Genomic DNA, 23,113 nt, shown 5'->3' with positions numbered 1-23,113 from the left:
TGATTCACAAGAGCAAGACTCAAAGTGGCCATCACGAACCAGGCGGTGATCGATCCAACTGAACTGAGAGGGGATTTGACGTAATTGCCCTGGATTGGGCATAGGATGCTCGGTCATTGTTTTCTCCATGTTTTAGGTGAGTGTTGAGTAAAAGATCCTCGCCTAATTCTCGCAGTTTCAGACCACTCTCGACTATGTCATCTTGTAACGTACTACCGATAAGATGTGCAATTAATCCTATTAAAACAGTGGGTTGGGACTTTAAGATCTCTTGTAACGCATTGGCGTTAAGATCGTCTGTTTTCTCTTTTATATCAATCGCTTGCGTGATTAAGGTATCTTGTAACGGTAATGGGTTATCCAATGATTGTTGTACAATTTTCCAGTATTTTGGATTTTGGGAACGCCATTGCTGAACACGCTGGACATTGACAGTGCCACAGAAGTAGTTTTTATTTTGAGGTTTTTGCAGCCATTTTTTTTGACTGGCGGCCTTACTGGCTTGTCGACACTCAGGTGCTGAGCAGAATTTCTGACGACCTTTAGAGCGGGGGTTGGGTTTGAAAAAAGTGTGGCAGTGCAAGCACTTGCAAGTTCCTGAACGTGGCATTGAGTATTTCCTCTACCTGAGATAGTTGAGGAAAAGCAAGAAAAAGTACAGCAAAGAAAAGAACGGAAGAAGACAGAAGAAAATCCAAGTAGAACAAAAGATTTTTTTAAAAATTGGGAAGAAAAAGCAGAAGAAGAAATGACATTTTCAAATGGCCAAGATTAGGACACTTTCAGGAGACCCCTGACACAGTGGAGATTGTAGTGAATAAGTCATCAAAATTACTTTGTCAGCATTATTGCTGCTGACAATGGCAGAGGCATCTATGGCCGGTAGTACACCGAGTATGGAAGAAATGTGGAAAATGATTCAAGCACAACAAAAAGTGCTTGATGCTCAGAAACAGGAAATATCCCGATTAAAAAATGTTGCCAATGATAATGAAGAAAAAATTGAGGCAACAACGCTGGCATTAGAAGAATCGGATAAAACTTATGGCAAAACCAAAGAGTGGTTTAATAAAACCTCCGTGGGTGGCTATGGTGAACTACATTACAATAATCTAGACAATGACCGAACTGGTGGTAATGATAAAAAAGAAATTGATTTACATCGTTTTGTGTTGTTTTTTGGTCATGAGTTTACCGATGACCTGAGATTTTTTTCTGAATTAGAAGTCGAGCACACCGTATCAGGTGAAGGCAAAAATGGTGAAGTTGAAGTTGAGCAAGCCTATGTGGAATATGACTTGAATGATAGCCATAGTGCCAAGGCAGGTGTCTTTTTAATGCCCTTTGGTATTATTAATGAAAGCCATGAGCCAACAACTTTTTATGGTACCGAACGAAATCCCGTGGAAAAGAATATTATTCCTGCAACTTGGTGGGAAGGTGGAGTGGGTTTGAGCTCTCATTTTGAAAATGGCATCAGTACTGATGTATCTGTTACTTCAGGCTTGTATCTAACAGCAGCAAATAACTTTAAAATTCGTAAGGGACGTCAAAGTGTTTCTCAGGCCAAGGCTGATTCTGTGGCGATGGCTGGGCGTGTCAAGTATACCGGTATGTCAGGACTTGAACTTTCACTTTCAGGTTTTTATCAGGATGATTATAACCAGGGTCAAATCAGTGGCTCTGATAGCTTAAATGGTTTTGAATCACATGTTATTTATACCCTTAAGGATGTCACTTTAAAGGCACTCTATGCCAGTTGGAGTCTTAATGGTGATAATGCAAAAGTTATTGGTGCTGATAAGCAAAAGGGCTGGTATATAGAGCCATCCTATAAAATTACCGAAAAATGGGGTATATTTGCACGTTACAATGAGTGGGATAATGCTGCGGGTCGCTCTTCAGACACAAAATACAAGCAAAGTGATTTCGGGGTTAACTACTGGTTAGACGAAGGTGTGGTATTAAAAGCTGATTATCAAAGCCAGAATGCACCCAAAGGTAAAAATGAATTCAGTGGTATTAATCTAGGCGTTGGTTATCAATTTTAATTAACCAATAGTGACAGTTTCAGGGGAGTTATTCACCCCTGAAGTTTTCTATGTCTATCAATCTTTTATAAGTTGTTCATAATGAAATACAAAGTCATTTTTTTTATTAATTATTATATTTCCTAGCAGTCTTTTAGCTAAGGGTGTGTATCAAACATCCGATGAGTTTCTAAATGAAGTCTTCAATCATACGGTGCCAAATAAAAAGTGTGACCTAAAATGAATGATCAAACAAAAAACCGAATAAAAAGCTATACATCAGAATTTAAAGAATCAGCTGTCAAATTAGCTAATGAGACGGATCAACCCGTTTCTCAGACTGCCAGGGAGCTAGGTGTTAATGTAAATACTCTACATACCTGGATCAGTAAATATTCCAAACCGGTGAAGACGGTAGCCAATAGAAGTGATGAACACATTTATGATGAAGTAAAACGTCTGAAAAAAGAATTGGCAAAAGTGATTCAGGAGCGTGATTTATTAAAAAGGCCACAGCGTACTTTGCAAGGGAAACTTTGTGAAGTACGCATGGATAACTGATCAGGCTAAAGATTACCCGGTAACGATTCTGTGCCGTTTTATGGATGTTTCCGTAGTTGCTATTATGATTGGGTTAGCTCTCCTAAAACGGATAGAGAGAAAGAAAATGAAGCGCTTACTGAGCAGCTAAAAAACTGTTTGAAGACAGTCGCAAGACTTATGGAACCCGTCGTCTTAAAAAGAAAACTGGCTGAAAAAGGCGTTCATATAAGCCGCCGGAGAATTGGTCGATTAATGAAAAAAGCCGGTTTGTTTTGTAAAACGAAGAGACGCTTTAAAGCGACGACTAATTCCAAGCATAATAAGCGTATATCTCCAAATTTACTGGAAAGAGAGTTTACTGTCTCTCAACCTGATCGCTACTATGTGGGTGATATTACCTATATTGCCACCAAGGAAGGCTGGTTATATTTAGCGGTTGTCATTGACTTATTCTCTAGGCAAATTGTTGGCTGGTCGATGGATGAGCGAATGAAAGCCAAGCTAGTCAATGATGCTTTACTGATGGCCATATGGAAGCGTAAACCAATGGATGGATTGCTTTGGCATACTGACCGAGGTAGCCAATATGCCTCTGATAGTCATAGAAAAATATTGTCGGATCATAACATAATTCAGTCTATGAGCCGCAAAGGAAATTGCTGGGACAATGCTGTATCAGAGAGCTTCTTTCATAGTTTGAAAACTATGAGAAACTAAAATGATAGGAAATACAAAATGACAAAAATCACTTGAAACAGCCAAAAAAATATTTAGAAAACTGTCCGGAAAAGTGTTGACACATCACTTGATAGTGAAAAGGGCTTACCTACACCTATTTCAGAGCTTCTCTTAATTAATAGTACTCCATCGCATGAAGCGAAATATGCAATAAGGGTCCATAATCAGCTTTTTTCACCGGATGATGAATATATCAACTGGCAGGCAATAGCAGATGATGAGAGCAATGAATTAATTGCTTCATTAGAACCTCTTGCCAACCATTTAGTCCCTAAGATAATAATTAAAAACTATCAGGCACATTATTTGGATAATAAACTCAGTTTGGAAAAATTAATTCAAGACCTACATTCCGGAAGAATAATGGGGTCATTGGGTGTATTATTTATGGATCTTATTGCTATAATATTACTACTGCTTGCTTTAAGTGGTGTTTGGATTTGGAGTAAACGATTAAGGAGGGTTTTAAGCTCCTGATCTAAAAGGATAAAATGTCATTAATTCTCCCTTCTTAGATAATATCTTAGACCTATTTTCAAACTTTTACCCCTCTGTTAGGGTTTATCCTTGTCTTCTTGCCATTTAGGCCCTTCATGAACATTAAATTTATTTAATGTTCACGAAGGGCTGGTGTTATGTAGTGGCCGTAGAATAGGCTCTAAAATTATAACTATACTAAAACGGATGATAATTAATTAATGCGATAAGGCATTGATTATAATTTGGGAGTTTATTATGCACTTGGTGTTTCATTCAAAAAAACAGCTTCTTGCACTGATTATTGGCTTTAATCTTATTGGCGCTTCAAACATGGCTTTAGCCGCACCAATCCTCACTTTACAAGCAGCAGAAACGATGGCGCTTGAAGATGAACCAGAGATTATTAGCCAACAATGGCAAATGGAATCATTATCGGCTCAGTCGATTGCTGATGGCCAATTAAATGATCCTAAGATGCAAGTGGCACTGGCAAACATGCCCACCGATACCTTTGATTTTGATCAGGAAAATATGACCCAACTTAAGGTCGGTATTATCCAACAGTTCCCCTCAGGTGATACCCTAAGTATCAAGCAAGCAAAAACTCAGAAGCAATCTGAATTATTCTTATCAAAAATTGCTGATCGAAAGTTAAGTATTATTAAAGAAGTGCGCTTAACTTACTTTGAGATATATTATTGGGAAGAAGCCAAAAAAACAATTGTTCAAAATCAACGATTTTTTTCGCAATTAGTTGAAATTGTTCAATCGATGTTTTCTGTGGGACGCAATAATCAACAAGATCTTATTCGTGCGCAATTAGAACTAAGCCGTTTGGATGATCGGATTGTTAAAATCACGCAAAAAATTAATATGCAACGCTCTAAACTTTCCCGTTGGGTGCGAGACCAAAACAGTACTCATGCCCTGAGTAGTCAATTGCCGGAGTTAAGTATCCCAGAAATCAGTGATGAATTTGAAACCTTGAGTCAATTGTTTTACTCCCATCCTAAAATTCAAGAAATCGATAAACAAATTGACATTTCTCGTGAAGATATTGCCTTAGCCAAAGAAGCATTTAAACCCGGTTGGGCTCTTAATGTTGGCTATGCCTATCGTGACAACAAGCCAAAAGAATTTGGTGGTGGCTCTCGCTCTGATTTTGTCTCTGCTGGCGTGACTTTTGATTTGCCGATGTTTACGGCCAATCGACAGGATAAAAAACTCTTATCCAAAGAACATAAATTACAAGCCTTAAAAGATAAAAGAGTAAGTATGTTGCGTCAACTTGTCGCTAGCTTACAACAACAACAAGCAGTTGAAGAACAATTGCAAAACCGTCATCAACTTTATATCAATTTGCTGATGCCTCAGGCTAAACAACAAACTCAGGCTTCTCTGCTCGCCTATCAGTCAGATCGTGGTGATTTCGCTGATGTAATGCGTGCTTATATTGATGACTTGAATGTCAAATTGGATGAACGTCGTATTGCCGTTGATCATTTGCAGAGTAAAGCAAAGATTTTATATTTTACGTCCAGTTTTGAGCAAAATAATACAGGCACTTAAAAAAATAATATTTATAACTATAGCTTATAAAAAATAGCTTTTGTGGTATATGAAAATTTGAGGATTTCGATGTGAATAAACTTTTATCAGGTTTTATCCTAGTCAGTACTGGCTTAGTTGCGGGTTATTATGCACAGCCCTTTTTACAAGAACAATTACAAGCATCCGGATTGATTGCAATGGATGAATCATCTGGGGGTGCGGCCAAATCAGATGAAGAAGAAGTTCTTTATTGGGTGGCACCAATGGATGCCAATTATCGTCGAGATAAGCCAGGCAAATCACCTATGGGAATGGATTTAGTGCCATTTTATAAAGCCGATGGTGGTGAAGATGGGGTGGTTAAAATTTCTCCCATCGTACAAAACAATCTCGGTGTTCGTACTGGTTCAGTCAAAAAAGGCCAGCTAGATCGTGAAATTGATACCGTGGGTTATATTAATTTTGATGAAGAAAAACTCTACCATTTGCATACACGCGTTGAAGGCTGGGTAGAAAAGTTACTGGTTAAAGCAACCGGTGAAGTGGTAAAAAAAGGTCAGAAACTATTTGAAATTTACAGTCCTACCTTAGTTAATGCCCAAGAAGAATATGTGACTGCATTAAAAAGTCAAAATAGAATTTTAATCAAAGCATCAAAAGATCGTTTAATCTCATTGGGGATAAGCAAGGGTCAGATAGCAAGACTAGGCAAAACACGTAAAATTCAACAACGTGTCTCTTATTTTGCTAAAGAAGGTGGCTTTATTCAGGATATGAAAATTCTCGAAGGTATGTTTGTTAAACCTTCGATGAATGTATTAACCATTGGACAAATTGATACTGTTTGGGTCATTGCCGAAGTATTTGAGCGCCAAAGTAGTTGGGTTAAAGAAGGGCAGACAGTGGATATGAATGTGGAATCCTATCCTGAAAAATCATGGAAAGGCATTGTCGACTACATATATCCTGTACTTGATAAAAAAACTAGAACTCTCCGCGTTAGAATTCGTTTCAATAATCCCGGCCAATTGTTAAAACCCAATATGTTTTCTCGTTTAATAATCCATAGTAGCTTTAACAAAAATTCATTATTTGTTAAACGTGAAGCGATTATTCGCAGTGGCACGATGGAAAGAGTTGTTAAATCTCTTGGCGATGGAAAGTTTCAGTCAGTTGCCGTTAAAACTGGCAGTGAAAGTGGTCATTTTATAGAGATATTAAGTGGTCTGAAAGAAAATGATGTCATTGTTACTTCTGCACAATTTTTGATTGATTCAGAATCGAGTCTGACAGCTTCTTTTGACCGAATGGAAGAGCCGGCTGAGATGAGTGACAGCGATGAGATGTCTGATGATAAGACACAAGTATGGATTGAAGGAAAAATCATTGATGTAATGCCTGGGCACAAGATGTTAACTATACAACATAAGGCCGTCGCAGAATGGGGCTGGCCTGATATGTTAATGGATTTCCCTGTAAAAAAATCCATAGCCATGGATGCGCTTAAAGCACAGCAAGATATTAAGTTTTTAGTCGAAAAATATAACGATGGTTCTATCGAACTCATTGAAATTGAAGGTATGACTAATAGTAATAGCATGGATAAAAAAGCGAACAATGATCAAGCATGGATTAAAGGTAAAATTTTAACCATTATGGCTGATGCGCAAAAGCTCAAACTGGAACATGAACCAGTAAAAAGCTGGGGTTGGCCTGCTATGAAAATGGATTTTCCGGTCATTAAATCCATGGATTTAACTAGCCTCAAAGAAGGCACTGAATTTAATTTCTTAGTTGAGAAACACGGTGATGGTTCCATTGAAATTATCGAAATGAACAAAGAGGGTCTGTAAATGATTGCTGCTATTATTCATTGGTCGATAAAAAACCGCTTTTTTGTTATTTTATCCACCCTGATTATGTTTGCTTTTGGGATTTACTCAGTCAAACAAACCCCTATTGATGCCTTGCCTGATTTATCAGATGTGCAAGTGATTGTAAAAACATCATTTCCTGGGCAGGCGCCTCAAGTTGTTGAAGATCAGGTGACTTACCCACTGACAACAGCCATGTTGTCAGTGCCCAAGGCTATCACCGTACGTGGCTATTCTTTCTTTGGTGATTCCTATGTTTATGTCATTTTTGAAGAAGGCACCGATCTGTATTGGGCACGTTCTCGGGTACTCGAATATCTGAGTCAAGTGGCCTCTTCATTACCGGCAACGGCCTCTTCACAATTAGGGCCTGATGCGACCGGTGTGGGCTGGGTTTATGGTTATGCGCTGGTTGATAAAACGGGTAAAACCGATATTAGTCAATTGCGTAGTTTACAAGACTGGTTCTTAAAATATGAATTGCAAACAGTCCCTGGGGTGTCAGAAATTGCCACTATTGGCGGCATGGTTAAACAATATCAAATTATTGTTGACCCAGAAAAATTACGTGCTTATAACATTCCACTTGATTTAATTAAAAAAGCTGTTCAACGGGGTAACCAAGAAGCAGGAGCTTCAGTGCTTGAATTAGGTGAAGCTGAATATATGGTCACAGCAACAGGCTATCTGACCAGCATTGATGATATAAAGAAAGTACCCTTGGGACTTAACGTTAATGGCACACCATTACAACTCAAAGATGTTGCCGATGTCATTATTGGCCCACAAATGCGCCGTGGTATTGCTGAATTAAATGGTGAAGGTGAGGTGGTTGGTGCCTTTGTCGTCATGCGATTTGGTGAGAATGCTCAAAAAACCATTGATCTGGTTAAGGAAAAACTTGAAGAATTAAAATTAGGCTTACCTGAAGGTGTAGAGATCATTCCTACTTATGATCGTTCAACATTAATTAATCACGCAGTTGAAAATTTGTATGAAAAACTCATAGAAGAATTTATTGTGGTGGTATTAATTTGTGCCATCTTCCTGTTTCACTTTCGTTCTTCACTGGTCATTATTTTCAGTCTGCCCATCGGAATTCTCGGTGCATTTATTATTATGCATGCGCAGGGACTTAATGCCAATATTATGTCATTAGGTGGTATTGCTATTGCTATTGGTGCCATGGTTGATGGTGCTATTGTGATGGTTGAAAATGTTCATAAACATATAGAAAAAACACCATTGACCGATGAAAATCGTTGGCAAATTATCGCTGAAGCGTCAGTTGAAGTCGGACCACCTTTATTTTTCTCTCTATTGATTATCACCATGAGCTTTTTGCCCGTATTCAGTCTGGAGGCACAAGAAGGTAAAATGTTTGCTCCCTTAGCATTTACCAAAACCTACGCAATGGCTATGGCTGCTGGTTTATCTATTACTTTGGTGCCGGTATTAATGGGTTACTTTGTGCGTGGAAAGATCTTACCCGAACATAAAAACCCGGTTAATCGTCTAGTGACTTGGATATATAACCCGATTATCAAAAACGTCTTAGATGCACCAAAAACAATGATTTTCATTTCAGGTATTGTTTTGGCAATTGGTTTATGGCCAGTCACTCAAATTGGTAGCGAATTTATGCCCCCCTTAGATGAGGGTGATTTGATGTATATGCCTACTACTTATCCAGGTATTTCGATTGGTAAAGCAAGAGAATTACTGCAACAAACGGATAAACTGATAAAAACTATTCCGGAAGTAAAAACTGTTTTCGGTAAAATAGGCCGAGCAGAAACTGCGACTGACCCCGCACCTCTAACCATGATTGAAACAACCATTCAATTAAAGCCAAAGAGTGAATGGCGAGAGGGGGTCACCACAGAAAGTTTACGTAAAGAACTGGATAAATTAGTTAAATTTCCAGGTGTAACTAATGCCTGGGTAATGCCCATTAAGACTCGAATTGATATGCTAGCAACAGGTATTAAAACCCCCGTTGGCATTAAAGTCTCAGGCCCTGACTTAAAAGAAATTGAAAAAGTCGGTAAACAATTGGAGCTAGTGCTTAAAGATGTAGAAGGGACGGCTTCAGTTTATTCTGAACGTGTCGCCGGTGGACGTTATATTAAAGCAGACATTGATCGCGATAAAGCCGCGCGTTATGGGCTCAATATAGCGGATATCCAACAGGTTATTATGACTGCTATTGGTGGTATGCGTGTTTCCCAATCCATTGAGGGTTTGGAACGCTATCCTATCAATGTACGTTATCCTCAGAGTTATCGAGATTCTGTTGATAAAATCAGATTGCTACCATTGGTCACTAAGAGTAATCAACGCATCGCATTATCGGATGTAGCAGATATTTATGTCGCTGATGGACCACCAGCAATCAAGAGTGAAAATGCACGATTGAATGGTTGGACGCTGGTTGATATCGAAGGTCGTGATTTGGGTTCTTATGTTGCCGAAGCACAACGTATTGTGGCTGAACAAGTAGAACTTCCTGCTGGTTATTCGCTTGCCTGGTCAGGTCAGTATGAATATATGGTGCGAGCAAAAGAACGCCTGACAGTGGTTATTCCTTTAACACTAGGTATTATTGTCTTGCTGCTTTATATTAACTTTAGAAATATTATTGAAGTAATGATCATTATGGGCACGTTACCTTTCGCATTAATTGGCGGTTTCTGGCTTATGTATTTACTCAAGTTTGATATGTCGGTTGCTGTCGGCGTAGGTTTTATTGCTTTGGCCGGTGTGACAGTAGAAATTGGTGTGTTAATGTTGGTTTATCTGAATCAGTCCTATTGTAAGTTTGCTGATGATGCACAAAGTAAAGGGCAATGTTTAACTAAAGATGATGTAAAATTGGCTGTGATGACGGGTGCAGGTCAAAGAGTTCGTCCTATTGTTATGACCGTGGCGGCAATTGTTGTGGGTTTAATTCCGATTATGTTTAGTTCGGGAACTGGCTCAGAAGTCATGCAACGTATCGCTGGACCAATGATTGGTGGAATGCTTAGCTCAGTTGTATTAACCTTGTTGGTGATCCCTGCTATCTATTACTTATGGAAATCAGTGACACTTAAAGCCTGTCCCTCAACTGATGAAACTAAAAATGCATCGCTTTCGTAAGTAACAAGGAGATTTATTGCTCATGTCATATTGTAAAGTTATTATGCTAATAAATATCACTGATTATAATTTAATCAGTGAAGAAATAAAAAAATTAAATGTACCCGGTGTGACGGTGAGTCACGTCCAAGGCTATGGTGATTATGCCAATCATTTTTTACAATTAGGCTTGTGTGATAGCTTAAAAGTAGAAATTTATACCAGCATCGAACAGGCCGATGAAATTGCTCAAGTATTGGCTGATTTGTCAATGAGCATGACAGAAGGCGGTGGATTAGTCGCTATTGAACCCGTTTCAAAATTACTCAATGTAAAAAAATTAGCAGAAAAATAAGGAATAATTTTATGTCACAAACCAATAATAAAGCGCAGAAAAACAATTTTTTTATGTATATTTTTTCAGCTGCCTTTGTATCTTTTATTGTGTTGATTTTAGTCTTACAAACAGATGAAAGTTATGCTGATGAAAATGTTGTCACCGTGTATAAATCACCTACTTGTGGTTGTTGTAAAAAATGGGTGTCTCACCTGGAAGACAATGGTTTTAAAGTAAATGCTATTGATACTGATAATATGACGGCAATTAAGGACAAAAATGGAGTACCAATGGGGGCAAGGTCTTGTCATACTGCTATTGTTGGTGGTTATGTGATAGAAGGCCATGTCCCGGCGGATGACATAAAAAAATTATTGCAAGAAAAACGTCAGGTCACTGGTCTAGCTGTACCTGGGATGCCGATGGGGTCGCCTGGTATGGAAGGTAATCGAGTTGATAAATATTCTGTTTATGAATTTGATAAGTCAGGAAAGGCTGCGGTGGTCAATCAATATTAGAAAGATTTTTTCTTATATTGAATTGCTTAAATTATCTCAACTATCATCTGATAAAAGTATAGGGCTATTTTAGTCTATACTTTTATGCAGGTGAGCCATCCGTTTATTGTATTCCTCTTCGTTAATACGTCCTTCGGCATAACGTTTTTGTAATATTTCGACTGGGCTATTATTGCGTTCAGATCTATCATGGCTGTTATTTTGCTCACGTCTGTTATCTCGCTCACGGCTGTCATCTCGCTCACGGCTGTCATCTTGCTCACGGCTGTCATCTTGCTCACGGCTGTCATCTTGCTCACGGCTGTCATCTTGCTCACGGCTGTCATCTTGCTCATGGCTGTTATCTTGATTGTTATTTTTTTTATTCATTAAAACAGAAATAAGCCAGACAATGAGAATAAATAATAAAACCCAAAAAATCCCATTAGCGCCGTAGCCCATGGTTTGGTAGCCGATTGACTCAATCTCTAAACCATTATTCATCATATTAAAAGACCTCAATTTTTTGAAAATAATTATCGAATTTATTTCGAATAAGCTTGTCTATATAAAAAGCAGTATCACATATCAGAGTGAATTTAACCTTACATGAACATTAATTAAATGTAATGTTCATGTAAGGTTAGCGACACAATAAATGAATTAAAATAGTACAAAATTTGACACTAATTATTTGAGATTAAAGAGAATAAAGAATATGAAAACAATAATAATAGCTGCTGTTATAGGTTTACTGATTGCCATGTCGGTCATCTGGTTTGGATTGTACAATGTCGCTGCTAATGATAAACACTTAAATAGTACAGAACAGTTTTTAAAATTTGTTCTTAAACGCTCCATTAGCACCCGTTCTGCTGATATTAAAGTACCTGATCTCACTGATACAGCACAGATAACAGAAGGTGCGGTTCATTATGCTGAAATGTGCACAGGCTGTCACCTTGCGCCAGGGCTTGAATCATCAGAATTGAATGCTGGTCTATATCCTACTCCTCCTGTATTTACTAGTGAAGAATACGCTAGCACACCAGAAGCTCAATTTTGGGTCATTAAAAATGGCATCAAAATGACCGGAATGCCAGCCTGGTCTCCTGCTCACACAGATGAGCAAATATGGGGTATGGTAGCCTTCTTGCAAAAAATTAAGTCCTACTCAGCAGAGCAATATACAAAATTATCTACATCCAGTGGTGGTGGTCATAGTCATGGAGCAGGTGGGCATGGTGAACAAAGCAGCATCAGTAGTGAGACCAGCGATCACCATGATGGCAGTTCAGAATCAACCCCTGTTCATCATGTAGAAGAAAAACCTGTAGCCGATGATGGACATAATCACTCACACTAAACGTTTTAGCTAAGATGAATTATATTTAATGTTCATGTCATCATTGTGTAATATAAGATTTTATATACTTAATACAAGTTAAATATTTTAATAAATGTCTAACTTGTTTTAGGATGTTAATCAAAAATTTATTTATATATATGGAGATTTACAAATGAAAAAAATCACAATGATTGCAACAGCACTAGTTTTGGCCACTAGCACTATGGCTTATGCAGGCGATGATCATAAGCATTCTGATGGTATGGCTATGAGCATGTCAAGCGATATGAGCGCTAGCATGAAGTCAATGAAAGCGGATATGAAAAAAATTCAGCAAGAAAAAGATCCTGCCAAGCGTAAATCAATGATGAAAACGCACATGAAGGGTATGAGTGCTATGATGAGTACGATGAAAGGTGATAAGAATTCAATGATGGGTAAGGATCACATGGATAAAATGTCAAAAATGGAAACTCGCATCAGCATGCTTGAAGCTATGATGGAGCAAGTTGTTGTCAGTCAAGTCATTTTATCTGCTCCTGATTCTGTTTTTGTTTGGGATGAAGCTGCTGATGAATACCAACTTCGTTAAGTTTTAACTCGGTTTTATTTGAGTCTAAACAAAAAAGCCTCGAGCCCTTAAAAACTCGAGGCTTTTTTAATGCCTTGCTGATTGTTAGACGCTATCAATAATGCGATAATATTCAGCTAATTTAGCATCCAGAATTCAGTTTAATTAATCAGGTTTATCTATGAGTGAAAATCAAACCAAATCATATTCTATTGGTATCGAAGATATGACTTGTGAACATTGCGTAGCGAGTGTCAGCAAAGCGGCCTTGGCTATAAGTAATGTCGAGTCAATTGATGTCGATTTAGAGAATTCCCTGGCTCGTATTAAAGGTGGTTTACCACATGAAGTCATAGAAGCTATAACACTGGCAGGTTATCCTGCACATCCCATTGCAGACATTCCAGAATCCTGTGACATTAATGGTTCAGATGATTCTAAAACTGTAAGCAACAGAATGAATATTACCCCTAACGTTAACGATGTCTCTATACCTTATATTATTAACATTGAAGATATGACCTGTTCTAGTTGTGTTTCAAGTGTTGAAAAAGCCATATTATCCGTTTCTGGTGTGAGCGATGTTGCTGTCAATTTACTTGAACACATTGCCCAGGTTCATGGTGGTTCGGCAACAGAGGTTGTTAATGCGATTATTGATCAAGGCTATAATGCCAGTATAAAAGAACAAACAAAATCAACGCAATCAAATCACTACTATGCCATTTTAATTGAAGATATGACCTGTTCCAGTTGTGTCTCATCAGTAGAAAAAGCCATTATGTCTGTATCGGGTGTGATTGAAGGCAGTGTCAATCTACTTGAAAAGACCGCTCAGATATTAGGTGGTGAGCCACAAAGTGTTATTAATGCGATTATTGATCAAGGTTATGATGCACATTTAATTGAACAAAAAAAAACCAGTAATGCTTATCAAATCATTTTAAAAAACGTTCAAAATGAAAAAGAATTCACCTTATTGAAAGATAAAGTCAATGCATGTTTTTCATCTTATATAAAAACGTCTTCAGCCGATGAAAAAGCTGATATTTCTGAGTTAAACTTTCTTGACTCAAACTTTCTTGACTCAAAGAATGATATTACTGTTAAAATCACCAGCACCTTGCATCCAGCAAAATTACTAGTCATTCTTAAAAATGCTGGCATCGATGCAACAATTAATGAGCAGTATGAAAATCCTTATTTTGAGCAAGCTAGAAAAACGAAAATAGAAATACGCAAATCATGGCAACGTGCGATTTGGGCAGGTAGTGTGGGCGCAACACTGATGACTGCTGAGCATTTTAACTGGTTTCCAGAACTCAGCAGTAATACGCAGTTTTATGGTATTAGTACGCAATTATTTTGGTTTATTGTTGCCTTGGTTTGCCTTTTTACGATGTGGTTCAGTGGTCGAAATTACTATATAACTGCAGTAAAACAAGCGAAACACTTATCGTCTAATATGGATACTCTAGTTGCCTTAGGCACATCAGCTGCATGGCTTTCATCCTTACTTATTATCATTGACCCTGAATTTATACCAGGGGGAGGGCATTTGTACCTTGACGCAGGAGTCATTATTTTAGCATTTCTACAGTTTGGTCACGCCTTGGAAGTGAAAGCAAAACGTACTACGAGTGAATCAATCGCCAGTATCGTGGAGTTAGCGCCTAAAACTGCGACCATTATTTATGAGAATAGCGATGTTACCTTACCCGTATCACTCTTACAAATGGGGGATTTAATCAAGGTTAAACCGGGTGAAAGGATTGCAATTGATGGTAGTATTGTGGAAGGTTCTTCAACGGTAGATGAGTCTATGTTGACCGGAGAACCCTTAGCTGTTAAGAAATCGATCGACGATAAAGTGACCGGTGGTACAATTAATAAATCGGGTAGTTTTATTTTCGCTGTAAATAAAATGGGCGATGATACGACCTTATCACAGATTATTAATATGGTGAAACAGGCTCAAATGACCAAGCCTGCTATTGGTCGAATGGTGGATAAAATTGCATCAGTATTTGTGCCTATTGTTATTGTAGTGTCTATTAGTACATTTTTTATCTGGTTCTTTGTTGGCCCTGAACCACAACTTGCCTATGCTCTTACAGCGGGAATCGCTGTTTTAGTGATAGCATGTCCTTGTGCTCTGGGTCTTGCAACTCCCATTGCCATAATGATGGGAACCAGTAAAGCCGCACAGCTCAACATTCTAATTAAAAACTCTGATGCCCTGCAAACAGCTAGTACCTTAACTCATATCGTTGTTGATAAAACAGGTACTTTAACTCAGGGACGTCCAACAGTGACAAAAATTATTGTTAATCCTGATTTAGAAGACACCAAGGATGATTTACAGGAATTTGATGAGAATAGTCTTTTACAATTAGCAGCGTCACTTGAAACAAATTCTGAACATCCTCTCGCCGAAGCTATTCTTAAAGCGAGTGACGAAAGGTGCATTGCTTTATTAGATATTGATTCTTTTTTAGCTGTGGAAGGCAGGGGAGTGCAAGCTATAGTAAAAAATAGCAATATTCAATTAGGTAATTTAGCCTTTATGCTGGACAACAAGGTTAAAGTCTCTGAAGAATTGCAGTCACAGGCTGAAAAGCTTGCAGAATCTTCAGCGACACCCATCTGGCTTGCGAGTGAGCAACAGTTGTTGGGTTTAATTGCTTTAAAAGACCCCATTCGGGCGGATACTCCTGCAGCCATTGCAAACTTGAAACAAAAGAATATTAAAGTGGTTATGTGTTCAGGTGATAGCCATAAAACAGCTCAGGCTGTTGCTGATGAATTAGGTATCGAAGAAGTACATAGCCAAGTGATGCCGGAAGATAAATTAAAAATTGTTAAAGCATTACAAGCAGAAGGATTTTTGGTTGGAATGGTAGGCGACGGCGTGAATGATGCACCTGCTTTAGCACAGGCTAATACCGGTTTTGCAATTGGTAGTGGTACTGATGTTGCTATTGAAAATTCTGATATTACCTTGGCGGGAAACTCTTTAATGAATGTCGGTACAGCAATCGCTATTTCCACGGCAACTATAAGAAATATAAAACAAAATTTATTTGGTGCATTTATTTACAATGTCATTGGCATACCCTTAGCAGCAGGAGTATTTTACCCTCTAACGGGTTGGTTATTAGCGCCAGCGTTTGCAAGCGCTGCTATGGCCATGTCATCAGTCACTGTTGTGGCCAATGCCAATCGATTAAGATTTTTTAAACCTTAAGTTCAAATATAAAGAATTTAAAAATAGGAGAATATTATGAGAAATGTTATTAATTTAAAAATCACCGGAATGTCTTGTAATCACTGTGTGATGAAAGCGACTAAGGCCTTAAAAGATGTATCAGGTGTTGAAGAGGTTGAAGTGACTTTAGAGCCTGGTGCGGCAAACATTTCAGGCGATATGAGCAGTGATGCTGCAATTGCAGCTATAATTGATGCTGGCTATGAAGCTGAATTAGTTAATTAATATTCTATCCCAACATTACAAATATTTAATGTTTATGACACTTTTACGTAATTGTTTTGTCATATAATGGACTCAACACAAATTTATTATCAATTAATATGAATATATCAATACGGAGATACCAATGAAAAAATTACTAACATTGACAATATCGACACTACTAGCCAGCTCTGCTGTTGTTTATGCCGCTATGGATCACTCAGGTATGGATCACTCAGGTATGAATGATGGCTCAATGCCTATGAATGGTGGTATGGGTAAAGGTAAAATGTCACCTGAAATGATGCAAAAACGTCAGGCAATGCGTGCTGAAGTGATGCAGATACAAAAAGAGCCTGATCTTAAGACTCGTCAGGATATGATGTCGGCTCACATGCAAAAAATGCAGGGTATGATGGGTGGAATGATGGCTAACAAAGGTATGAAAATGTCACCTGAAATGATGCAAAAACGTCAGGCAATGCAGGCTGAAATGATGACAATAACCAATGAAACTGATGCGGTTAAGCGTCAGGCTATGTTAGATTCTCACATGACTAAAATGCAAGGTATGATGGGTTCTATGCCAATGATGGGTAATATGAACAGCTCATCAAATGGTGACCATAAGCACTAATAAGATTGGCTGTTTTGTGATCATGAAGGGTGGATTTGCTTAGACTTATTCATCCTTTTTAATTTGGAATGATAAAATAAGCCATTTGTCTTTACATTAGTAGGATGTGGTGAGGAACGAACCGCATCAAAATCGTTTGGGTGCAGATCTTCTAAAACGATGAAAATAAACAATAAATTCAATAGTTAATGCTTGAAAAATGAAAAGAGAAAGATCAAAATATTGTTTTATAAGCTTCTTAGTTTCATAACCCAATAAAAAGACCTCTCTCATGAACATAGCATACCTAAATTCAAACGATTATTCATTCTTTTTTGGTGCTCAGGATCAACTTGAACAGTTGATTAAACAATTACAAACAGATAAACATAAAAATTGTGAACATGGTGACATAGAAGATTTTATTAACAAGGAAGGTCAGGAAATTTTAAGACGACTACTGCAGGGCTGGCTAGATTTAAAAGCCGCCAACGAGGAAAAAAGAAGCTGTGTTAACACCGTTTCAGGAGACAAGCTGAATTATGTCCGTACAAACACCCATCGTTCGCTGAATAGTTTGTTTGGTCAGGTCACTGCCACCAGAAATGGTTATAGTCAAAGAAATAAAGACAGTTTATTTCCTATTGATGCTGAACTGAATTTATCAACTAACAGTTACAGTGATGGTATTTATTTCAGAGTGTCTAAAGAAGCCATTCGAGGTTCATTCGATGATGTCGTTGAAAGTATTGATAGTACAACTGCTGGTCATGTGCCCAAAAGACAGTGCCTCAATATAGTGAGAGATGTTGCTCAGGATTTTGAAGGTTTTTATAAGAAAAAACGATTTATTGAACCCGAAAAAACATCAGATTTTCTGGTCTTAACCTTTGATGGAAAGGGATAGTTATGCGACCTGAAGGTTTAAGAGAATGCACAAAGAAAAATGCCCAGAAGAATAAGAAGCTCAAAGGTCGTCTGAGTCAGGGAGAGAAAAAAGACCGAAAACGTATGGCACAAGTGGCTGCCGTTTATACCGTACAATCTCATATTCGTGCTGCTGAATCTATTATGAAAGTAGCAGAAGATGATAATGTCGTTCCTTTTCGAACCCCCATTAGAAATACAAGCCGATAAATAAAGGTGTTGATAAATGCGATAAATTAAGCTATTATTCTTGTAAAATCAACATTTAAGGGGATATCTAAATGGATAAAATATCTTCTGATATAAAACAACCAAGAATTCCAGTTGAAATTAACGATATTCAGGTTAATTTTTGCAAAAATCCATTGTGCCAAAATTATGGTGTTCCTGCCAGCACAGAAAGCCAAGTTAAACTCCATAAATCACAAAAAGACTGCTACAAATTATCAAGTGGTAGTCGAAAGCCAGTTACTAAACTGATTTGCAAGTCTTGTAATGAGTTATTCCCAGTTAAGAGCAATCAAGGAATTTGGGATGAATTACAGCGAATTGAAGAATATTTAAAAGAAACTCCAGAGGTGTCATGCCCTGATAATTCATGTAAAAATAATCTCATTAGTATTAAGTTAGGAAAAGAATTTTACCAGTCTTTTGGGAAAACAAAATCAGGTTCTAGTCGTTATCGATGCAAGTCTTGTAAGAAAACATTTTCAGTTAAACAATCTACAACTGGTCAAAAACAGCCTCATAAAAACAATCTTATTTTCAAACTTCTAATGAATAAATCCCCTTTAAGGCGAATCTGTGAAGTTGCTGATGTTGGTATGGCGACTGTTTATGCAAAAATTGATTTTCTGCATAAACAGTGCATGACCTTTGTATCAGAAAGAGAACAGAGGTTAATTAAAAGCAATATAAAGCGACTTTATGTTAGCGTGGATAGACAGGAATATATTGTTAATTGGACAAGAGAAGATAAACGAAATATTAAACTTTCAGCAATCGGTAGTGCTGACAATGAAACGGGCTACGTATTTCAAATGAATTTAAACTATGATCCTTGTATTAGCCCTATTGAAATAGAAGAAAATGCTTTATCTGTTAATGATTATAATGCCCAATACGCCTATCGAAAACATGCAAGATTCTGGTTGAATGGTGATTATAAAGAGAGTGTGAAAAATTCAAGATCCAAAAAGACAAATGGATCATCTTTAAGTGCCGATATATCAGCAACATACAAGGATGCAATTTCTCGTGATGATATAGAAGAATCAGAAGCTCTCTATCAAGTACAAAAATTGCCTCAAAATGGAATGCAGATCCATTCTGAATATACGATGTATGGACATTTCTTTTTATACATAAATTGTTCAGTGGTGTTGAAAAAATCAGATTCTTTTTAGATCAAGATTCTGGAATGAGAGCAACCTGCTTAACAGCTTTCCATAACGAAATAAAAAATAGAAGCTGTGATGCTTTTTATGTTCGAATAACAAAGGATTTAACTGTTGATGAAAAGCGGAGAACTTTAAATGATTCCAGGAACTATTTTTCAGATCAGCAAAAAGAACACTAATGTGGCTATACTTAACCGGACACACAACTTAAAACAACTAAAAGATAAAAAGTGTGACCTAAAATGAATGATCAAACAAAAAAACCGAATAAAAGCTATACATCAGAATTTAAAGAATCAGCTGTCAAATTAGCTAATGAGACGGATCAACCCGTTTCTCAGACTGCCAGGGAGCTAGGTGTTAATGTAAATACTCTACATACCTGGATCAGTAAATATTCCAAACCGGTGAAGACGGTAGCCAATAGAAGTGATGAACACATTTATGATGAAGTAAAACGTCTGAAAAAAGAATTGGCAAAAGTGATTCAGGAGCGTGATTTATTAAAAAGGCCACAGCGTACTTTGCAAGGGAAACTTTGTGAAGTACGCATGGATAACTGATCAGGCTAAAGATTACCCGGTAACGATTCTGTGCCGTTTTATGGATGTTTCCCGTAGTTGCTATTATGATTGGGTTAGCTCTCCTAAAACGGATAGAGAGAAAGAAAATGAAGCGCTTACTGAGCAGCTAAAAAAACTGTTTGAAGACAGTCGCAAGACTTATGGAACCCGTCGTCTTAAAAGAAAACTGGCTGAAAAAGGCGTTCATATAAGCCGCCGGAGAATTGGTCGATTAATGAAAAAAGCCGGTTTGTTTTGTAAAACGAAGAGACGCTTTAAAGCGACGACTAATTCCAAGCATAATAAGCGTATATCTCCAAATTTACTGGAAAGAGAGTTTACTGTCTCTCAACCTGATCGCTACTATGTGGGTGATATTACCTATATTGCCACCAAGGAAGGCTGGTTATATTTAGCGGTTGTCATTGACTTATTCTCTAGGCAAATTGTTGGCTGGTCGATGGATGAGCGAATGAAAGCCAAGCTAGTCAATGATGCTTTACTGATGGCCATATGGAAGCGTAAACCAATGGATGGATTGCTTTGGCATACTGACCGAGGTAGCCAATATGCCTCTGATAGTCATAGAAAAATATTGTCGGATCATAACATAATTCAGTCTATGAGCCGCAAAGGAAATTGCTGGGACAATGCTGTATCAGAGAGCTTCTTTCATAGTTTGAAAACTGAATTGACGCACCATTGTCGATTCAAAACCAGAGTAGAAGCAAAGCAGGCAATATTTGAATATATTGAGGTATTTTATAATCGGGAGCGACTTCATTCGGCTAATGATTATTTGTCACCAGTCGATTATGAAATACAGCAGGAAATAGCTTAAATCGATTGATTGAAGAGGGGTAAAAGGCGACATAAATGCCGCCCATTACCGTTGACGGCCATCGGCTCCTCAGCCTGTGCCGTGAAGATATTGTAACAGGATCATTACCGTTGTGAAAATACCTTGGGTGAATGGAACGGCTCTATCGTTCCAGAGGGCAAAGCCCTTTCTCTTCATCTGTTTAAAGTTAACATGAGAAACTAAAATGATAGGAAATACAAAATGACAAAAATCACTTGAAACAGCCAAAAAATATTTAGAAAACTGTCCGGAAAAGTGTTGACACATCACACCCTGATTTATCAAAAATAAAATAAAATTAAAAATAATAAAAGATCGATTAGAAAACATGCAGGAAATTGGAAACTGGAAAGATAAATGGCTTTTACACCCTTTTCCTAATATGTCTGAACCAGAAAAAGCGATTTGTTATCTTACTGATTATGGTGACTATGATGAAGACCATCAGGCATGGTTATATAACAAAGCCTCCATGCATGGGATTGATAATTTTTTTATGCAGGTTAGACGTAGATTATCATTATTAGAGCGAGTTATTTCATCTGCCAGCAGTTCTGGCAGAAGGTGGTATGGGTATTCTGCTTACAACCCAAAGAACATTGTTAAGTTACTCGATATATTCCGAGTTTATTATAATTATTGTATTGCAGGAAAAGACAAAAAAACACCCGCTATGCGTTTAGGTCTGGCAAAAGGCATTGTTAGTCCAGAAGACATCATTTATTTTTCACCTAATTAACTATGAGCCATTATGAATAAAACAATTTTCAAACAACTTAAGAAAGACAAAGGTAACTGGCTCAATGAAACAGAAGTACGCCAGGGATGGATAAAGATTATTGGTGATGCTTTAAATATTCCTTTTCAAATGGAGAGGCAAAGAGTTGATGCCAGTTATAACAGAGTTATTATTGAATTTAAGGATAAGGGCTTATTTAATGGCAGTACTTCCAGTTCTGCATTTAAAAATGCGGTGTTTGATCGCTTAAAAAATATATCCCGACTCGTGCTAAACTCGAATCCCTCGACAATGAGGATTATATTGGAATAGTTACCGATGCAGAGCATATTGCATTTGCACGGTACAGCCGAGGAAAAATAGTTCATGATGCATTATTACCATTAAGTGAATCCAGTGTATCTTTGATAGTTAAGGCTCTGACTGATTGTAAATGGGTTCCTGTTACATCAGAAAATCTAATCACTGATTTTGGTCATAGTTCTGATGCTGGCTGTAATATGTTACAGGCTTTATCTGACGCATTATCAGAGCGACTGGAAAAGAAAAATAATAATAAAATAAAAATGATCTTTGAAGAGTGGAAAGCTCTTTATGGACAAACATCAAATCTTTCCATCAGCCAAGTGAATGGGATTCTTGATAATATTGGATTTCAAGTCAATTTCTCTGAACAAAAAAGTCTGAAGAATTGAAGATCCCTGTTGCACTTTTTGTCATACATACTTACAACTCTCTTTTGATAAAAATTCTTGGTGCAGAAGTTGTTGCCGAACATGCACTAACCACTTATAAAGGATTTATCAGAGAAACAGTCAGCCTTGATGGTCAATTATTAATTGACCGAATGGAATATGAAATTGAACAGGGTAATTTCTTTTCTGGTGCTGGAATAAATGGGTTTGGAGAAGAAGTTATTTTCAGTTGGTATCTTGATGTTGCAAGATTGAAACAACATCAAGCCAAAATAATTGATGGATTAAAAGGTATTTTGCTTTCATTCTCCATGTATAGAGCGGATAAATTAACTTCCGCACGTTCAAAAGATGTTCTTAAGTCGTTTTATCAAGATCTCGTGCCAAATGAGCTACGAAAAAGTCTGGGTGAATTTTATACACCAGAATGGTTGGTTGAAGTCACTCTGGATAGAATCAATGTAAAAAATTTTTTAACTCAACGATTTCTTGATCCAACATGTGGTTCAGCTTCTTTCTTACTGGCTTTAATCAGGAAAATAAAAATACAAGCAACAGATGATGGGTGGGGTGATTTAGAAGTGTTAAAACACATCATAAACAATGTCTGGGGCTTTGATTTAAATCCTTTAGCAGTCCAGACTGTCAGGGGTCTCCTGAAAGTGTCCTAATCTTGGCCATTTGAAAATGTCATTTCTTCTTCTGCTTTTCTTCCCAATTTTTAAAAAAATCTTTTGTTCTACTTGGATT

General features: G+C 37.5%; 22 protein-coding genes and 2 pseudogenes. 22 read left to right on the top strand and 2 right to left on the bottom strand.

Features of this window, described 5'->3' with window-relative positions; all coding sequences use genetic code 11:
* Nucleotides 1-31 precede the first annotated feature (31 nt).
* On the bottom strand, nt 32-610 hold the full coding sequence (locus tag JEU79_RS14080; RefSeq protein ID WP_198264608.1) for a hypothetical protein: 579 nt from the start codon (nt 608-610) through the stop codon (nt 32-34).
* A gap of 250 nt (nt 611-860) precedes the next feature.
* Between JEU79_RS14080 and JEU79_RS14075 the strand changes: the two genes are divergently transcribed.
* The 9 genes and pseudogenes from JEU79_RS14075 to JEU79_RS14035 all read left to right on the top strand — a co-directional run bounded on the left by JEU79_RS14075 (nt 861) and on the right by JEU79_RS14035 (nt 11,191).
* Nucleotides 861-2,051 (top strand): porin, encoded by a 1,191-nt coding sequence (locus tag JEU79_RS14075; RefSeq protein WP_198264607.1) that lies wholly within the window; start codon nt 861-863, stop codon nt 2,049-2,051.
* A 219-nt stretch (nt 2,052-2,270) separates the two neighbouring features.
* Nucleotides 2,271-2,591 (top strand): transposase, encoded by a 321-nt coding sequence (locus tag JEU79_RS14070; RefSeq protein WP_198264606.1) that lies wholly within the window; start codon nt 2,271-2,273, stop codon nt 2,589-2,591.
* A 30-nt stretch (nt 2,592-2,621) separates the two neighbouring features.
* Nucleotides 2,622-3,275, top strand: a pseudogene (locus tag JEU79_RS14065) (IS3 family transposase); the annotation flags it as partial.
* Nucleotides 3,276-3,395: 120 nt separating this feature from the next.
* A pseudogene (locus tag JEU79_RS28660) lies at nt 3,396-3,788 on the top strand (PepSY-associated TM helix domain-containing protein); the annotation flags it as partial.
* A 258-nt stretch (nt 3,789-4,046) separates the two neighbouring features.
* Nucleotides 4,047-5,360 carry a TolC family protein gene (locus tag JEU79_RS14055; RefSeq protein WP_198264604.1) on the top strand — a complete coding sequence of 438 codons (1,314 nt, stop codon included), beginning with the start codon at nt 4,047-4,049 and terminating at the stop codon, nt 5,358-5,360.
* Between the two features lie 71 nt (nt 5,361-5,431).
* The gene (locus JEU79_RS14050) at nt 5,432-7,195 is read left to right on the top strand and encodes a copper-binding protein (protein WP_198264603.1); all 1,764 of its coding nucleotides are present in this window, start codon (nt 5,432-5,434) and stop codon (nt 7,193-7,195) included.
* Nucleotides 7,196-10,357: an efflux RND transporter permease subunit gene (locus tag JEU79_RS14045; RefSeq protein ID WP_198264602.1), complete on the top strand. Its 3,162-nt coding sequence runs from the start codon at nt 7,196-7,198 to the stop codon at nt 10,355-10,357.
* Nucleotides 10,358-10,400: 43 nt separating this feature from the next.
* On the top strand, nt 10,401-10,691 hold the full coding sequence (locus JEU79_RS14040) for a P-II family nitrogen regulator (RefSeq protein ID WP_198264601.1): 291 nt from the start codon (nt 10,401-10,403) through the stop codon (nt 10,689-10,691).
* Nucleotides 10,692-10,702: 11 nt separating this feature from the next.
* Nucleotides 10,703-11,191 carry a DUF411 domain-containing protein gene (locus JEU79_RS14035; protein WP_246540315.1) on the top strand — a complete coding sequence of 163 codons (489 nt, stop codon included), beginning with the start codon at nt 10,703-10,705 and terminating at the stop codon, nt 11,189-11,191.
* A gap of 69 nt (nt 11,192-11,260) precedes the next feature.
* On the opposite strand, the gene JEU79_RS26570 is transcribed toward JEU79_RS14035, so the two are convergent.
* Nucleotides 11,261-11,677 (bottom strand): SHOCT domain-containing protein, encoded by a 417-nt coding sequence (locus tag JEU79_RS26570; protein ID WP_246540313.1) that lies wholly within the window; start codon nt 11,675-11,677, stop codon nt 11,261-11,263.
* A gap of 211 nt (nt 11,678-11,888) precedes the next feature.
* On the opposite strand from JEU79_RS26570, the gene JEU79_RS14025 reads away from it, so the two are divergent.
* The 13 genes from JEU79_RS14025 (at nt 11,889) to JEU79_RS13965 (ending at nt 23,034) form a co-directional block, all read left to right on the top strand.
* Nucleotides 11,889-12,536 (top strand): c-type cytochrome, encoded by a 648-nt coding sequence (locus JEU79_RS14025; RefSeq protein ID WP_198264599.1) that lies wholly within the window; start codon nt 11,889-11,891, stop codon nt 12,534-12,536.
* A 154-nt stretch (nt 12,537-12,690) separates the two neighbouring features.
* Entirely contained in the window at nt 12,691-13,110 is a 420-nt protein-coding gene (locus JEU79_RS14020) for a hypothetical protein (RefSeq protein ID WP_198264598.1), read from the top strand.
* A gap of 160 nt (nt 13,111-13,270) precedes the next feature.
* On the top strand, nt 13,271-16,336 hold the full coding sequence (locus JEU79_RS14015; protein ID WP_198264597.1) for a heavy metal translocating P-type ATPase: 3,066 nt from the start codon (nt 13,271-13,273) through the stop codon (nt 16,334-16,336).
* 36 nt (nt 16,337-16,372) lie between these two features.
* Nucleotides 16,373-16,582 carry a CopZ family metallochaperone gene (locus tag JEU79_RS14010; protein ID WP_198264596.1) on the top strand — a complete coding sequence of 70 codons (210 nt, stop codon included), beginning with the start codon at nt 16,373-16,375 and terminating at the stop codon, nt 16,580-16,582.
* Nucleotides 16,583-16,706: 124 nt separating this feature from the next.
* On the top strand, nt 16,707-17,198 hold the full coding sequence (locus JEU79_RS14005; protein ID WP_198264595.1) for a hypothetical protein: 492 nt from the start codon (nt 16,707-16,709) through the stop codon (nt 17,196-17,198).
* A gap of 271 nt (nt 17,199-17,469) precedes the next feature.
* A complete protein-coding gene (locus JEU79_RS14000) occupies nt 17,470-18,084 on the top strand; it encodes a hypothetical protein (protein ID WP_198264594.1) in 615 nt (204 codons plus the stop codon).
* Between the two features lie 2 nt (nt 18,085-18,086).
* Nucleotides 18,087-18,314 (top strand): hypothetical protein, encoded by a 228-nt coding sequence (locus JEU79_RS13995; RefSeq protein ID WP_198264593.1) that lies wholly within the window; start codon nt 18,087-18,089, stop codon nt 18,312-18,314.
* Nucleotides 18,315-18,385: 71 nt separating this feature from the next.
* On the top strand, nt 18,386-19,510 hold the full coding sequence (locus JEU79_RS13990; protein WP_198264592.1) for an IS1 family transposase: 1,125 nt from the start codon (nt 18,386-18,388) through the stop codon (nt 19,508-19,510).
* A gap of 236 nt (nt 19,511-19,746) precedes the next feature.
* Nucleotides 19,747-20,908 (top strand): IS3 family transposase gene (locus tag JEU79_RS13985; protein ID WP_198264591.1). Its coding sequence is split into 2 segments (ribosomal slippage): nt 19,747-20,012 and nt 20,011-20,908, totalling 1,164 coding nucleotides; the frame shifts between segments, so codons are not numbered across the junction.
* Nucleotides 20,909-21,257: 349 nt separating this feature from the next.
* Nucleotides 21,258-21,668, top strand: coding sequence for a hypothetical protein (locus tag JEU79_RS13980; protein WP_198263910.1), 411 nt, complete (start codon nt 21,258-21,260; stop codon nt 21,666-21,668).
* Nucleotides 21,669-21,680: 12 nt separating this feature from the next.
* Nucleotides 21,681-21,980: a hypothetical protein gene (locus JEU79_RS13975; protein ID WP_198262483.1), complete on the top strand. Its 300-nt coding sequence runs from the start codon at nt 21,681-21,683 to the stop codon at nt 21,978-21,980.
* A 92-nt stretch (nt 21,981-22,072) separates the two neighbouring features.
* Complete coding sequence (locus JEU79_RS13970) at nt 22,073-22,363, top strand: hypothetical protein (protein WP_198262482.1); 291 nt, start codon at nt 22,073-22,075, stop codon at nt 22,361-22,363.
* Between the two features lie 44 nt (nt 22,364-22,407).
* Nucleotides 22,408-23,034, top strand: a complete 627-nt coding sequence (locus tag JEU79_RS13965; protein WP_246540310.1) for an N-6 DNA methylase — start codon at nt 22,408-22,410, stop codon at nt 23,032-23,034.
* Nucleotides 23,035-23,113 lie beyond the last annotated feature (79 nt).

It is taken from the genome of sulfur-oxidizing endosymbiont of Gigantopelta aegis, assembly GCF_016097415.1.
In the GTDB taxonomy this organism is placed as follows: Bacteria; Pseudomonadota; Gammaproteobacteria; order GRL18; family GRL18; genus GRL18.
The sequence above is the reverse complement of the archived record's forward strand: the minus strand, read 5'-3'. Positions and strand labels throughout refer to the sequence as shown.